The organism is Curvibacter sp. GW821-FHT01G03, from assembly GCF_059422285.1.
Genome location: NZ_JBWKWP010000003.1, coordinates 254,757 through 268,990 on the forward strand (window position 1 = coordinate 254,757; position 14,234 = coordinate 268,990).

The following is a 14,234-nucleotide window of genomic DNA, read 5'->3' on the forward strand; positions in this document are numbered from 1 at the left end:
ATACAGTCTGTAACATGTGGCCTTGACCCGAATCGGGTCCTGAACGATCTGCCGGAGATGCCGATGAGCTCGAACAAATACCGACTTGTGACCCGCAGCGACTTTGACGGCCTGGTGTGCGCCGTGCTGCTCAACGAACTGGATCTGATCGACGAGATCACCTTTGTCCACCCCAAGGACATGCAGGATGGCAAGGTGGCCATCAGCGCGCGCGACATCACCACCAACCTGCCTTATGTGCCCGGCGCCTACCTGGTGTTTGACCACCACGAGTCGGAAACCGTGCGCAACACCGGCGAGCGCGCCAACCACATCATCGAGGCCCATGCCCCTTCGGCGGCCCGTGTGGTCTACAACCACTACGGCGGCAAGGCGGCTTTCCCGCGCATCACCGACGAGATGATGGCCGCCGTCGACCAGGCCGACTCGGCCCAGTACTCGCGCGACGACATCCTCGACCCCCAGGGCTGGGTGCTGCTGAACTACCTGATGGACTCGCGCACCGGCCTGGGCCGCTTCCGCGAGTTCCGCATCAGCAACTACACGCTGATGATGGACCTGATCAAGTACTGCCGCGACCACACCATCGAGCAGATCCTGCAACTGCCCGACGTGCAGGAGCGCGTGACCCTGTACTTTGACCACGCCGCCCGCGCCAAGGAACAGATCCTGCGCTGCGCCACCCAGATCGACAACCTGGTGGTGCTGGACCTGCGCCAGGAGGAAACCATCTGGGCGGTGAACCGCTTCATGATCTACGCACTGTTCCCCACCGCCAACATCTCCATCCACGTGATGTGGGGCCTGCAGAAGCAGAACACCGTGCTGGCCACCGGCAAGTCCATCCTCGACCGCAGCAGCAAGACCCATGTGGGCAACCTGATGCTCGAGTACGGCGGCGGCGGCCACAATGCGGCCGGCACCTGCCAGATCGCCAACGACCGCGCCGACGAGGTGCTCAAGACCCTGGTGCAACGCATCAACGCCGACGGCTGATGCCTGCCTGACGCCAGCCGATCCTGGCCCTCTGGCCCCCTGGCGCTGTTTCGGGGGGGTGGTCGACGCATGCCTGACATCCTTACCCTCACCCTGAACCCCGCGCTCGATGTGCTCAGTGCCATCGACCGGGTCGAACCCACCCACAAGCTGCGCTGCAGCGAGGCCGTGATGCACCCCGGGGGCGGCGGCATCAACGTGGCTCGGGTGCTGCACCGCCTGGGCGCCGACGGCCTCGCCCTGTACACCCAGGGCGGCGTCACCGGCCACGAACTGGCCACCCTGCTGGCCCAGGAGGGCGTGCCCGCCTTTGGCCTGCCGATTGGCGCCGAAACCCGCGAAAGCTTCTCGGTGCACGAAAACAGCACCGGTCTGGACTACCGCTTTGTGCTGCCCGGCCCCCGCCTGCAGCCCACCGAGGTCGAGCAAGCCTTGCAAAGCGTGGCACGCCACGGTGCCGCGGCGCGCTACTGGGTACTGAGCGGCAGCCTGCCGCCCGGCGTGCCCGACGATCTGTACGCCCGCCTGGCGGCCCAGGCCCGTGCACTGGGGGCCCGGCTGGTGCTGGATTCGTCCGGCCCGGCTCTGCGCGCCGCGCTCAGCGCCGGGGTGTTTCTGTTCAAGCCCAGTCTGCGCGAGCTGGCTGAGCTGGTCGGGCAGGCCCTGCCCGGCGAGGCCGAGCAGTTGCACGCGGCCCGCCAGCTCATGGCCGCCGGTCAGGCCCAGGCCGTGGCCCTGACCCTGGGCGAGCAGGGCGCCCTGCTGATCACCCCTGAGCAAGCCTGGCGCGCCCCGCCGCTGACGGTGGCGGTGGCCAGCACCATCGGGGCCGGCGACAGCTTTGTAGGCGGCCTGGTGGCCTCGCTGGCCCGTCAGGCCCATCCGCCTCATCAGGCCCACCAGACCGATCTGGTTGACTGGCCCGCGGCCCTGGCCATGGCCATGGCCACCAGTGCCGCGGCCCTGCTGCACCCGGGCACCGCCCTGTGCCAGCCCGACGATGTGCGGCAACTGTTGCCCCAGGTGCAGCTGCAAGCCCTTTGATCGGCGCTTTTCTGCCCCCCGCCGTGCGATCTGGTCACCCCTTTGGGCCCAGGTTTGCCGCTGGCTCTTGAAAGCCGGCGCAACGCCCATAATTCACGCCTGCCGGGGTGGCCTGCCCACCCCCGAAGATCTTCACTGCAACAGTCCACCCTAGAAACACCATGAGCAAACAGACCCTGTCATTCCAGGCCGAAGTGGCCCAACTGCTGCACCTCGTCACGCACTCGCTGTACTCCAACCCCGAGATCTTTCTGCGTGAGCTGATCTCCAACGCCAGCGACGCCTGCGACAAGCTCCGCTTCGAGGCCCTGAACAACAGCGCCCTGTTCGAAGACGCGCCCAACCTCGAAGTGCGCGTGGCCTTCGACAAGAGCGCCCGCACCATCACCATCACCGACAACGGCATCGGCCTGTCGCAGCAAGAGGCCATCGACAACCTGGGCACCATCGCCAAGAGCGGCACCAAGGACTTCGTCAGCAAGCTCAGCGGCGACCAGAAGGCCGACGCCCAGCTCATCGGCCAGTTCGGCGTGGGCTTCTACTCGGGCTTCATCGTGGCCGACAAAATCACCGTCGAGTCGCGCCGTGCTGGCCTGCCGGCCGCAGACGGTGTGCGCTGGATCAGCGGCGGCACCGGTGACTTTGAGGTCGAAGCCATCAATCGCGCCCAGCGCGGCACCAGCATCACCCTGCACCTGCGCGAAGACGCCGAGGAATACCTCAACCTCTGGAAGCTCAAGTCGGTCATCAACAAGTACTCCGACCACATCAGCCTGCCCATCCTGATGGAAAAGGAAGAGTGGAAAGACGGCGAGAACGACCAGCCCGGCAGCATGGTGCCCACCGGCGAGTGGGAGGCCGTGAACAAGGCCAGCGCCCTGTGGACGCGCAACAAGAAAGACATCAGCACCGAGCAGTACAACGAGTTCTACAAGGCCATCAGCCACGACTTTGAAGACCCGCTGACCTGGTCGCACAACCGGGTGGAAGGCAACACCGAGTACACCCAGCTGCTGTACATCCCGGCCAAGGCCCCCATGGACCTGTGGAACCGCGACAAGAAGGCCGGCGTCAAGCTGTACGTGAAACGCGTCTTCATCATGGACGACGCCGAAGCCCTGATGCCCACCTACCTGCGCTTTGTGAAGGGCATCATCGACTCGGCCAACCTGCCGCTGAACGTGAGCCGCGAGCTGCTGCAGGAAAGCCGCGACGTGCGTGCCATCCGCGAAGGCTCGACCAAGCGCGTGCTGAGCATGCTCGAAGACCTGGCCAAGCACGACAAGCACGACAAGCACGACGCCACCCCCGGTGCCGACGGTGTGACTGACGTGGTCGATGCCGACGACCAGGCCAAAGAGGGCAAGTACAGCCGCTTCTACGCCGAGTTTGGCGCCGTGCTGAAAGAAGGCCTGGGCGAAGACTTCGGCAACACCCAGCGCCTGGCCAAGCTGCTGCGCTACGCCAGCACCCAGAGCGACACCGTCAGCGTGAGCCTGGCCGACTACAAGGCCCGCATGAAGGAAGGCCAAGAGGCCATCTACTACATCACCGCCGACAACCTGGCCGCCGCCAAGAGCAGCCCGCAGCTCGAAGTGTTCAAGAAAAAGGGCATCGAAGTGCTGCTGATGACCGACCGCGTGGACGAGTGGTCGCTCAACTACCTGCACGACTTTGACGGCACCCCGCTGCAAAGCGTGGCCAAGGGCGCGGTCGACCTGGGCACGCTGCAGGACGAAGCCGAAAAGAAGGCCGCCGAAGAGGCCGCCGAAGCCTTCAAGCCCCTGCTCGCCAAGCTCAAGGAAGCCCTGAAAGACAAGGCCGAAGACGTGCGCGTGACCACCCGCCTGGTCGATTCGCCCGCCTGCCTGGTGGTGCAAGACGGCGGCATGAGCACCCAGCTGGCCCGCATGCTCAAGCAAGCCGGCCAGAGCGCCCCCGAGGCCAAGCCCGTGCTCGAAGTCAACGCTGAGCACCCCCTGGTCAAGAAGCTCGACGGCAGCGTGCACTTCAACGACCTGGCCCACATCCTGTTCGACCAGGCCCTGCTGGCCGAAGGCGGCCTGCCGGACGACCCGGCGGCGTATGTGAAGCGGGTGAATGCGCTGCTGGCCTGATCGCCTGCCAACCGGCAGTTGAGGCGCTAGTGGCCATCAGTTAAGCGCCCAAGCCAAGGGGGCAGTGAAAAGGGAATGTGTTCCACACATTCCCTTTTTTTGTCCGGTGACCTTGCTTGAATCAATGCGGCATCGGCCTGAGCCGCTTGAGGTGCACCGCGCCCCCGAACTCGGTTCGTAAGAGGCATGGTTGGAGGTCGGGGTTCAACGCTTCGGTGCCATCAGGGCCTTGGCCGTTCATACCTGCCAAACCATCCCTACCCAACAGGGCCGCAAAGTCATTGGCATGCTCCGGGCGCTCCGCCGCTTCGCTTCAAGCGGCAGGTCCATCAACGGCCAGATCTTGGCAGGCAACGCCAAGTTTTGGCCACCGGCGCTGAAAACCGACCGTCGTATTCAACTTCGCATGACCCGATATGGGCTGGCAACTTCTTGGCCAAGGTGGCACTGGTTTCGGCATAAAGGCAGGACACCCAGTAAGCCTGCACAGTGCTGCCTGGAAAATGCCAGACGGCAATGCGACCGCTTTGGCTGATCCGTGCGCCATCAGGTGCCAGAATCGCTTGATCGGAGGGGGGGCCAAGGGAGAAGGAAACGCCAACGTAGGGATGACGGTCGTCAGTATTGATCACCTCCCAGCCGCTTGGTGAATCAGATACATTCGCCGCCACCTTTAATTCGGATGGGCAGGCATAAAAATCGGATGCGAGCGCCTTCTGCTCGAACAGGGATGCCAATATCAGTGCTGAGAGAGCAATTTTGAGCGAGATCATCTTCATTCGATCACAGAAAAAGCATCTCCATTGTTACTCGGATCTAAATGGCTGCCATCCTTTTTCTTTCCTTTGAAATTCAATCGACGCAGCCGAATCGTTTTGCTGCCTAGCCATTGATCCACAACCCAGATTCCCGATGAATCTTGTCTGACATAGAACGCGGCGTGATTTCTGGATAGGTTGTTTTGGTATTTTCCATCCACAAATGTGGCAATGGCCGTTCCTTTTTGAAGTAATGCATTGCCTTTCACCGCAGCTCCCTGCCGCCAGAGGGCCGCTGGAGGTGCTCCAGAATACTCTCTCACAAGAGCAACGCATTGCTTGGTGCCGACAGTTGGAAGTTTGGCCAGTTTCTCGGCCTCGGAATATATGTAAGACATAATTTCTGCAAGCTCGGATATGAAGTGGTGAAATTTATTTAAACGAGAGTAAAAATCAGGGTGGCCAATGAATGGATGGGAATGTAGATTTGAATCGCTCGCGCAATCAAGGCGACGCAATTGAAAATAAGATGAGTGGCCTCTCTTATCTGCTCAGTGCCGACATGGGTAGTCCGTCGTGAGCAACGCGCAAGTCCTTGATGCCTCTCACGATTCCTCGGCTTGTTGGGTGCAGGCTTTGCAAGCCAGGGTTTTGGCAGTGCCAGTCTTTTTGTAAATGACGCCGAGCAATCCCATGGGGCCCAAGCCTTCACAGCCACCCGTCTGGTGAGTTGTTTCGTCCACGGCTGGACAAGCCGATCCACATGCGGCACCCGCTGGTCAAGAAGCTCGACGGCAGCGTGCACTTTGGCCGAAGGCGGCCTGCCGTTCGATCGGGTGGCGTATGTGAAGCGCGTCAACGCGCCGCTCGCCCGATCGATCACGCCGCGGGCCGCTCAGGTTTTGTTTTCACCTTGCGGCCCGCCGCCTCAACCCGCCCGCGCCGCAGCCTCTTCCATGCGGCGCAGCAGGCGCGCCGCCAGGGCGTTCAGCCCGCCGCCGCGGGTGAACTCCAGTGCCGGCACCTCGACCCCCAGTGCGGTGGTCACGCGCAGGTTCAGCTCCACGGCCATCAGGGAATCCATGCCCAGTTCGGGCAGCGGCGTCTGCCGGTCCACCGACTCGGCCGGGATGCCCATCACCGAGGCGATGTGCCCGGCCAGCAGCTCGCTCAAGGCCTCCGCACGGGCTTCGGGCGGCAGGGCGGCCAACTGGGCCATGACCTCGTTGCCGGCCCGGCTGCCGGCCCGCGCCGTGCTGACCAGATCGGCAAAGCGCCGCACCGAGGCCGAGGCCGCATGGGCCCGGCCCCAGCTGTCCCAGTTGATCTCGCAGATCACGGCCTGGGTGGCCTGCAGCGCCAGGGCCGCGTCCAGGTAGTCGCAGGCCCGCGCCATCGGCGTGGTCTGGAAGCCCATCAGCGCCAGGTAGCGCGCCACCTCGTCCGAGGCCTCGGCCATGCCGCCGCCGCTCAAGGCGCCCCAGTTCACGGCCGTGGCGGCCAGGCCCAGCGAGTGGCGGTAGGCGGCCAGGGCGTCCAGCGCGGCATTGGCGGCGGCGTATGCCGTCTGGGGCACGGTGCCCGTGATGGCCGCCACCGACGAGAACAGCACGAAGTGGTCCACCGTGATGCCGGCCTGCAGCAGCCCCCGGTGCAGGTTGAAGGCGCCCTGGGCCTTGGGCGCCAGCACGGCCCGCAGCGCCTGTTCGCTCAAGGCGCTGAAAGGCCCATCCTGCACCACCCCGGCGGTGTGGAACACGCCCCGCAGCGGTGGCTGGCTGGCCTGCAGGGATTGCAGCAGCGCCAGCACCTCATCGGGGTGGGTGATGTCGAGCTGCCGGCTGATCACCTCCACCCCCTGGGCCTGCAAGGCCGCCACGGCCTGGGTTTGTGCGGGCAGCGTGGCACCGCTGCGCCCCACCAGCACCAGGTGGCGTGCCCCGCGGGCAGCCAGCCAGTGGGCGGTGGCCAGGCCAAAGGCGCCAAAGCCCCCGGTGATCAGGTAGCTGGCCTGGGCTTCGATGCGGGTGTGCGGCAGGGCGGGGCGCACCAGGGCGGTCGCGTCGTCAAAGCCCAGCAGCACCCGCCCCACATGCGCCGAGCGCTGCACCTTCTCAAAGGCTTCGGCCATGCGCGACACCGGGATCAGCTCGCCCGGCAGCGGGCGGTAGTGGCCTGCCGCCAGTTGCCCGAACACCTCGGCCTGCAACTGCTGCACCAGCGCCGGCCGGAAGGCCGACATGCGATCGATGTCGATGGCCTGAAAGCTCAGGTTTTTCTCGAACGCGGCCAGGGCCAGCGGCCGGTTGGTGAAGATGTCGAGCTTGCCCACCTCGACCACCCGGCCAAACTCCGCCGCCACCGCCAGGTTGGCACCCAGGATCTCGCCCGGGGCCGAGCTGATCACCACATCGGCGCCGCGTCCGGCGGTCAAGGCCCGCACCTGATCGACAAAGTTGAGTGAGCGTGAATCGAGGGTGTGCTCGGCGCCCATCTGCCTTGCCGCCGCCTGCCGCTCGGGCGTGCTGGCGGTGGCGATCACGGTGGCGCCTGCGGCCCGTGCTGCCTGGATGGCCGCCATGCCCACGCCACCGGCGCCCCCGTGCACCAGCACCACCTCGCCGGGCTGCACCCGCGCCGCGTGCACCACGCTGTAATGCGCCGTGAGAAAAGGCACCATGGCCCCCAGCTCAGCGTGGGGCGTGCTGGCCGGCACGGCGAGGAAAAAGCCATGGTCCAGGGCCGTGGTGACATAGCGCTGCGCCATGCCGCGGGTGCCGAACACCACCGTGTCGCCCACCTGCAGCCGCACTACTCCGTCGCTCACCCCATCCGCCACCCCAGCCCCCACCCGGGTCACCACGCCCACCCCGCTCATGCCGATGTTCATGCCGAAATACGTGCCGCCCAGCTCTTTCTCGCTCAGCAGGCCGATCACCTTCATGGCGTCTTTGTAGTTGAGCTCCAGGGCTTCCAGGCGCAGCTCCACCTCGCCCGCCTCGGGGGCGCGGCGGGGCGCTTCGCGCAGGGCCAGGTCGGCCAGCAGCCGCGTGCCAGGCAGCTCGATGGCAAAGTTGGTCTCGGGGTCCGGCAGCCGCCGGCCCTGCTCATAGCCGGCCCGTCGTTGGGCCAGGGTGCGCTGCAGCTGCGGGGCCAGGGCCCGGCCGCCGTGCAACTTCAGTTCGTCGATCTCGGTGCTGCCCTGGGTCATGGTGTGCCAGGCTGCCAGCACGTCGGCGGGGGTGGCTTGTCGGTCCACGTCCAGCCAGCGCCAGCGCAGGGCTGAGTTCTCGTTGCGCAGCGTGCGGCGCGCGCCGACCAGGGGCGCCAGGCTGAGCCCGGGCGGCGCGGCGTCGGGGACTGAGGGCGTCGCTGGGGCGTTGGCGCCCATGGCGGCCATGCCGGCGTTTTGTGTCAGCACCAGCCCTTGCACCAGCGGCAGGTGCACCAGGGTTTCTTCGAGTTCGGCCAGCACCTCTTGCACGGCGGTGGCCACCCCGGCCAGTGCGGCCGGGCCGGCCATGGCCTGGCTCAGGTCAAAGCCGTCGGTGGGGCCGCCCGCCGCGGGCGCGGCGCCGACGGCCGTGGTGGCGCAGATCACCACGGTCACCGCGCCTGAGGCTTCGGCCAGCATGCCGCGCAGCCGGGGCGCCACCGCCTCGGCAATGGCCCCGGGCTCGCAGCCCTGGGCCGTCACCGAGCGGTTGGCCGGGTGGGTGGCCTCCAGGGCGCGCACCCAGCTGCGGCTGTCTGGGCCCAGGCCGACGATGAACAGGGGCGGGGTTGTTGCTGTGACGGCCGTCGCTGTTGCGGCGTCGGCGCTGAGGTCCGCCGTGGGCGGCTGTGCCGGCGCTTCATCCGCTGGGACAGCAGGTGGCCCATCAAGCGGTGCATCAAGCGGGGTGTCCACCCATTCGTACCAGTGCGGCTGCAGCTCGTCGAGCAGGGGCTGGCGCGGCGTGATGGGGCGAAACTGCACGCGGGCCAGTTCCATCACGCAGCGGCCGTCGGGGGCTGACAGCGTGATGTGGGCCACCAGATCGGCCTCGTGCGCCTCGGGGGCCACCCGGGTCACGCTGACCCGCAACTGTTCGGGCAGCGGCCCGAACTGGCGCACCGCCTGCACGGCGGCGGGCACCAGAGGGCCGCTCGCGGCGGCGGCCCCGGCCTCGGCTGACGATGCCGCGGCGCTGGCCCAGGCGGCCATGCACTGCAGGGCGCAGTCGAGCACGGCCGGGTGGGCCTGGTGGCGCTGCTGGCTGAGGCGTCCGTCCACCCAGGCCTCCACCCGGTCGCCGCTCACCGTGGCCCGCTGGATGCGTTGAAACTGCGGGCCGTAGCTCAGCCCGGCCGCCTTGAGCTGTTCATACAGTCGGGGGCCATCGATGGGGTGGGTGTTGTCTTCGGCGTCGGGGGCCGGGTTGGGGGGCAGGTCTGGGGCCCTGGCCGGCGGCGGGTTGACCCGGGCGTCCACGATGCGGCCTCGGGCGTGCACCACCCAGTCGCTGTCGTCGTTCAGGCGGCTGCGCACCGTGAAGCGGCGGGTGTCCTCGTCGACCGACAGGCGCAGCACCGGCGCCTCGTGCTCGCCCACGATCAGGGGCGACACAAACACCACGTCTTGCAGCGCCGGGTGCTCGCGCCCCGTGATGGCCACCGCCGCGGCCAGAGCCGCGTCCAGGTAGGCGGCGCCGGGCAGCAGCACCATGCCGGCCACCACGTGCTCGTGCAGCCAGGGCAGGGCGCCCACGCTGATGTCGCACTCCCATTCGGGCTGGCTGGCCCGGGTGCGCAGGCCTGGCAGCACGGGGGCGCCTTCGTCGCCCAGGCGGTCGCGCCGCAGGTCAGGCACTTCGGCCCACAAGGGCACGCGCTGAAACCGATGCACCGGCAGATCGCGGTGCGGCACCGGGCCCAGCAGCCCGCCGGGTGGGGCGGCATCGCTGAGCAGGCCCAGCGCATACAGCTCGGCCAGGGTGGCGCGCAGGCTGGCGTCGTCAGGCTGCTGGCGCACCAGGGTGGGCACGCTGGCGCCGGGCTCGCCGCGCCGGCTCAGAATTTCGCGGATGTTGCCCGACAGCACCGCATGCGGCCCCAGCTCCAGAAAACCGCGGTAGCCGTCGTTGACCAGCGCGTCGAGAGCCGCGGCAAAGCGCACGGGTTGGCGCACGTTGGCGGCCCAGTAGTCGGCATCCCACAGCTCGGGGGCGGTCTCGGTGCTCACCCGTTGGCCGCTCACGGTGGAGTACAGCGGCCGCTGCGGGGCCTGTGGATTCAGCCGGGCCAGGGCATCGCGCAAGGCCGGCAATATCGGATCCATCAGGTGGCTGTGATAAGGCACCTCGACCTGCAGCAGGCGGTTGAACACACCCGCCTGCTCCCACTCGGCGGCCAGTTGCTGCAGGGGTTCGGTGGCGCCGGCCAGCGTCACGCCGGTGGGGCTGTTGACGGCGGCGATCTCCACCCCCTGCAGGTGGGTGATGCGGGCCTGCACGGCGGCCTCGGGCAAGCCCACGGCCAGCATGCTGCCCGTGCCTGCCTGCTGGGCCTGCAGGCGTGCCCGGTGGTACGACACGGTGACCGCCTCGCGCAGGCTGAGCATGCCCGACAGGTAGGCCGCGCTCACTTCACCCACACTGTGGCCCACCAGGGCCGCTGGGCGGATGCCCAGCGCGGCCAGTTCGGCCGCCAGGCCCACCTGCACCAGAAAATTGCCGGTCTGCGCCACCCGCGTGCTGCCCACCCTGGATTGCGCCTCGTCGCGCAGCAGCTCATCGATCAGCGACCAGCCCGCCAGCGGTCGAAAGATCGCATCGATCTCGCGGGCCACCTGGGCAAACGGCCCCTCAGAGGTCAGCAGCTGGCGCGCCATGCCCCACCACTGTGGGCCCATGCCGCTGAGCACAAACACCAGCTCGGGCTGCGCGCCCTGCTGCGGCAGCACCCGTTGCGGCGCCTTGCCGCGGCCCTGGCCCAGTTCGCGCAGGCGCTCCAGCAGCTCGTCGCGATCGGCGTAGGGCACGGCAAAGCGGCAGGGCTGGTGTTGCCGCCGTGTCCACAGCGCGTCCACCCAGGCATCCACCTCGTCGGTGCTGCTCAGGGCCGCCACCGATTCGGCCAGCGCCTGGGCATAGGCCCGGGCCCCGGCCTCGTTGCGGCCCGACACGGGGCAGAGGCGGGCCAGGGGGGATCGTGCCCGGCGTGGCGCTTGCGCCAACGCCGTGGGGGCGGTGGCGGCCGTGGTGACGGCGTCGGGCGCACCCACCAGCACCGCGTGGGCGTTGGTGCCGCCATAGCCAAAGCCGTTCACCGATGCCGCCGGCTGCGCGTAGCCGGCCGGAAACGGCTCGGCCTGGCGCGGCACCTGCAGGCGGTAGTCCTCAAAGGGGATGGCAGGGTTGAGTTCGTTCAGCCCGGCCTGGGGCGCCACCGTGCGGTGGTGCAGGGTGAGCGCCGCCTTGATCACGCTGGCCACGCCCGCGGCCGCCTCGGTGTGCCCGATGGACGACTTGATCGAGCCCACGCGCAGCGGCACCTGGCGCCCCGCCACCGCGCCCAGCATGCGGCCGATGGCCGCCATCTCGATCGGGTCGCCCACCGAGGTGCCGGTGCCATGCGCCTCGACATAGCCGATCTCGGCCGGTGTCAGGCCGGCCCGCGCGGTGACCTGGGCGATCAGTTCGGCCTGGGCCTGCTCGCTGGGCACCGTGATGCCGGGGGTGCGACCGTCCTGGTTGCAGCCCGTGGCCCGCACCACCGCGTAGATGCGGTCGCCATCGGCCAGGGCGGCTTGCAGCGGGCGCAGCACCACCATGGCCGCACCTTCGCCGCGGGCGTAGCCGTCGGCGGCCTTGTCAAAGGTCTTGCAGCGCCCGTCGGGGGCCAGAAAGTGGCCCTTGCACATCGAGATGAAGGTCTCGGGCCGCAGCATGGCATTGACGCCTCCCACCAGGGCCATCTCGATCTCGTCGCGCTGCAGCGCCGCCACGGCCTGGTGCAGGGCCACCAGCGACGACGAGCAGGCCGTGTCCAGCGTCATGCTGGGCCCGCGCAGGTCGAAGGCAAACGACAGACGGTTGGACAGCATGGTGTAGCTGCTGCTGGTCGGGGTGTGCATCGAGATGGCGCGGCGCGTGGCCTCGTTGTGTCGCGCCGCCATGTTGTCGGCCGTGAACCCGCCCACATACACCCCCACCGCCCGCCCGGCCACCCGGCTGGCGTGGCCCGCGTCGTCGAGCGCCTCTTGGGTCACCTCCAACAGCAGGCGTTGCTGCGGGTCCATGATGGCCGCCTCACGCGGCGAGATGCCAAAGAACTCGGGGTCGAACTCTTCGAGCGAGGCCTGCAGAAAGCCACCGCGCCGGGTGTACAGGCGCCCGGGCACCTCAGGGTCGGGGTCGTAGAAGCGCTCCTGGTTCCAGCGCTCGGGCGGGATGTCGACCATGCCGTCGCCCTGGCTGAGCAGCAGGTTCCACAAGTCTGCCGGGCTGCGCACGCCCCCGGGCAGGTGGCAACCGATTCCGACAATCGCGATCTCACGCATGAAGAACTCCCTTGGTGTGAAAACAAAGCAAAAGGCAAAAGAAACCCCGCCCCGCGGCGGGGGCCGCAGGGTGTACAGAAGAGGGGGGGGGAGGGAAGACGGGGCGGGGTCACCCGCCAGGCGTCAGCCCGGCGGCACCGCGCGCCGTGGCGCCACCGGTGGCCCGGAGGGTGCCCCTGGCTGCGGCATCGACAGGCTGCTGAAATTGACATGAGTCAACGATTTGCCTGCATTGGCGCGCATCAGGTGGTCAATGGATGTCATCGTTTCACTCTAATGGCCGGCCTGCCGAAACTCGGAGGCCTGGCCCGCCAGTCATCGACTGGGCCAGCCCGGCCAACCGATGGCTGGCTGGGCTCGCTCGCGACTGACCGCTGAGGGGGCTGCACCCAGCCGCTCATGCGCCCCCCCAACCCCGCCGGTGATCGACGCCCACGCCGCCCGGCCCGGTGTGCGCCAACGGCCGCTCGATACTGCCGCAGCATCCCCCTTAGCCCTGCCACTCACCATGCTCCCCACTCCCTCAGACCTGTGCATCTCCGAGCTCGACCTGAGCGCCCCCGAGCGCCTGGCCGTCTATGAAAAAGCCCTGTACCAGGCCTTTCGCAAGCACCCCCCGGGCACCTTCGACACCCTGTGGGCCTTCGATCCCGAACCGCAGCGCGCCCGCATCCTGGTGCCCTATGCCGGCCAGCGCATCGTGGTGGCCGAGGTGGCGGGCGAGCTGATCGGCGCCGTGGCCCTCAACTTCGACATGGGCGTGACCCTGCAGCTTGAGCGCTATGGTTTTTCGGTGCCCAAGGAGCAGGGCCAGACAGCCGAGGGCCTGGTGCTGTTTTCGTCACGCATCATGGTCGGCCGCCGCTTTGTGCTGCCCGCCCTCATCGAGGCGACAGAGCCCCTTTTGCGCGCCAGCGGCATCCGCCTGCTGTGGGCCAGCTGCGACAAAAAGCACCTGCTGGGCTACCTGCAACTGGGCTTTCGCAGCATCGACAAAGTGCAGTTCAACCAGCAGCCCGAGTTTTTGCTGCAGCGCTCCATCGTGGCTTGATGGGGGCATGGCCTACGGCAGGGGTCGGCGCCACATGGCCGTCACCACCGGGCAGCCCGGCACCGGCGCATAAGTTTCAAGGGCCTCAAAACCCAGGCGGCTGTACAGCCCCAGGTTGCGCGGGTGCGTGTTCTCCAGAAACACCGGCAGCCCCTGTGCATCGCACTGCTGCAGCGTGTGGCTGATCAGCTGGTGCCCCAGGCCCTGCCCCTGTTGCCCGGGCAACACCCCTACTGCGAACAGGTACAGGTGCGGCCGCGCCGGCCGCCGGGCCTGCAGCGCCTGGTCCAGCTGCCAGGCGCGCCAACTGTGGCGCGGGTGGGCCCGCCCCAGCAGCCTCAAGCCCAGGCCCAGCGTGGCCGCCAGCGGCAGCTGCTTGTGCCCTCCCGGCGGCAACCACAGCGCCGCGGCCTGCCCGTCCCCCAACAGCGTGCAATGCCCGCGCGGCAGGTACACCTGGGCGATCAGCGCCGCAAACGTGTCGACCACCAAGGCCGCCGAGCCCATGGCCCACAGCGACACGGGGTCGTCGGCGAAGGCGCTGCCGATGATGTGGGCCAGGGCGGGCCGGTCGTCGGGGGTGGCGGGGCGGATGGGGCAGGGGGGTGGCATGGCCTGTGGCATGGGGGCAGCCGGGCGCGAGGGGAGTGCATTGGGCCCCGGCCGGTGTTTCAGATTCTTGGGGGCCAGGCCGCGCTGGCGCGGGCCCTTGGGGGGTGGTGGCT

At 68.0% G+C, this 14,234-nt stretch carries 8 protein-coding genes; 4 read left to right on the forward strand and 4 right to left on the reverse strand.

Features of this window, described 5'->3' with window-relative positions; translation table 11 throughout:
• The first annotated feature begins 63 nt into the window (after nt 1–63).
• From AC07VS_RS05445 to htpG, 3 genes are all read left to right on the forward strand, one after another.
• Nucleotides 64–996: an exopolyphosphatase gene (locus tag AC07VS_RS05445; protein WP_492350224.1), complete on the forward strand. Its 933-nt coding sequence runs from the start codon at nt 64–66 to the stop codon at nt 994–996.
• Between the two features lie 69 nt (nt 997–1,065).
• Nucleotides 1,066–2,040 (forward strand): 1-phosphofructokinase family hexose kinase, encoded by a 975-nt coding sequence (locus AC07VS_RS05450; RefSeq protein ID WP_494750372.1) that lies wholly within the window; start codon nt 1,066–1,068, stop codon nt 2,038–2,040.
• Between the two features lie 161 nt (nt 2,041–2,201).
• The gene (htpG, locus tag AC07VS_RS05455) at nt 2,202–4,157 is read left to right on the forward strand and encodes a molecular chaperone HtpG (RefSeq protein ID WP_494750373.1); all 1,956 of its coding nucleotides are present in this window, start codon (nt 2,202–2,204) and stop codon (nt 4,155–4,157) included.
• Between the two features lie 329 nt (nt 4,158–4,486).
• Here htpG and AC07VS_RS05460 read toward each other — a convergent pair whose 3' ends face one another.
• The 3 genes from AC07VS_RS05460 to AC07VS_RS05470 form a co-directional block, all read right to left on the reverse strand.
• Nucleotides 4,487–4,936, reverse strand: coding sequence for an STY0301 family protein (locus tag AC07VS_RS05460; RefSeq protein ID WP_494750374.1), 450 nt, complete (start codon nt 4,934–4,936; stop codon nt 4,487–4,489).
• Nucleotides 4,933–5,313, reverse strand: coding sequence for a BPSL0067 family protein (locus AC07VS_RS05465; protein ID WP_494750375.1), 381 nt, complete (start codon nt 5,311–5,313; stop codon nt 4,933–4,935). Before AC07VS_RS05465 ends, AC07VS_RS05460 begins: the two co-directional genes overlap by 4 nt.
• Before the next feature lie 530 nt (nt 5,314–5,843).
• On the reverse strand, nt 5,844–12,458 hold the full coding sequence (locus tag AC07VS_RS05470; RefSeq protein ID WP_494750376.1) for a type I polyketide synthase: 6,615 nt from the start codon (nt 12,456–12,458) through the stop codon (nt 5,844–5,846).
• A 508-nt stretch (nt 12,459–12,966) separates the two neighbouring features.
• On the opposite strand from AC07VS_RS05470, the gene AC07VS_RS05475 reads away from it, so the two are divergent.
• On the forward strand, nt 12,967–13,509 hold the full coding sequence (locus AC07VS_RS05475) for a GNAT family N-acetyltransferase (RefSeq protein WP_492350218.1): 543 nt from the start codon (nt 12,967–12,969) through the stop codon (nt 13,507–13,509).
• Between the two features lie 12 nt (nt 13,510–13,521).
• On the opposite strand, the gene AC07VS_RS05480 is transcribed toward AC07VS_RS05475, so the two are convergent.
• Nucleotides 13,522–14,121 carry a GNAT family N-acetyltransferase gene (locus tag AC07VS_RS05480; protein WP_494657852.1) on the reverse strand — a complete coding sequence of 200 codons (600 nt, stop codon included), beginning with the start codon at nt 14,119–14,121 and terminating at the stop codon, nt 13,522–13,524.
• Nucleotides 14,122–14,234 lie beyond the last annotated feature (113 nt).

Coding starts and splice junctions, on each gene's coding strand:
- AC07VS_RS05460 (WP_494750374.1), bottom strand. CDS start 4,936: ATGAAGATGATCTCGCTCAAAATTGCTCTCTCAGCACTGATATTGGCA.
- AC07VS_RS05450 (WP_494750372.1), top strand. CDS start 1,066: ATGCCTGACATCCTTACCCTCACCCTGAACCCCGCGCTCGATGTGCTC.
- AC07VS_RS05480 (WP_494657852.1), bottom strand. CDS start 14,121: ATGCCACCCCCCTGCCCCATCCGCCCCGCCACCCCCGACGACCGGCCC.
- htpG (WP_494750373.1), top strand. CDS start 2,202: ATGAGCAAACAGACCCTGTCATTCCAGGCCGAAGTGGCCCAACTGCTG.
- AC07VS_RS05470 (WP_494750376.1), bottom strand. CDS start 12,458: ATGCGTGAGATCGCGATTGTCGGAATCGGTTGCCACCTGCCCGGGGGC.
- AC07VS_RS05475 (WP_492350218.1), top strand. CDS start 12,967: ATGCTCCCCACTCCCTCAGACCTGTGCATCTCCGAGCTCGACCTGAGC.
- AC07VS_RS05445 (WP_492350224.1), top strand. CDS start 64: ATGAGCTCGAACAAATACCGACTTGTGACCCGCAGCGACTTTGACGGC.
- AC07VS_RS05465 (WP_494750375.1), bottom strand. CDS start 5,313: ATGTCTTACATATATTCCGAGGCCGAGAAACTGGCCAAACTTCCAACT.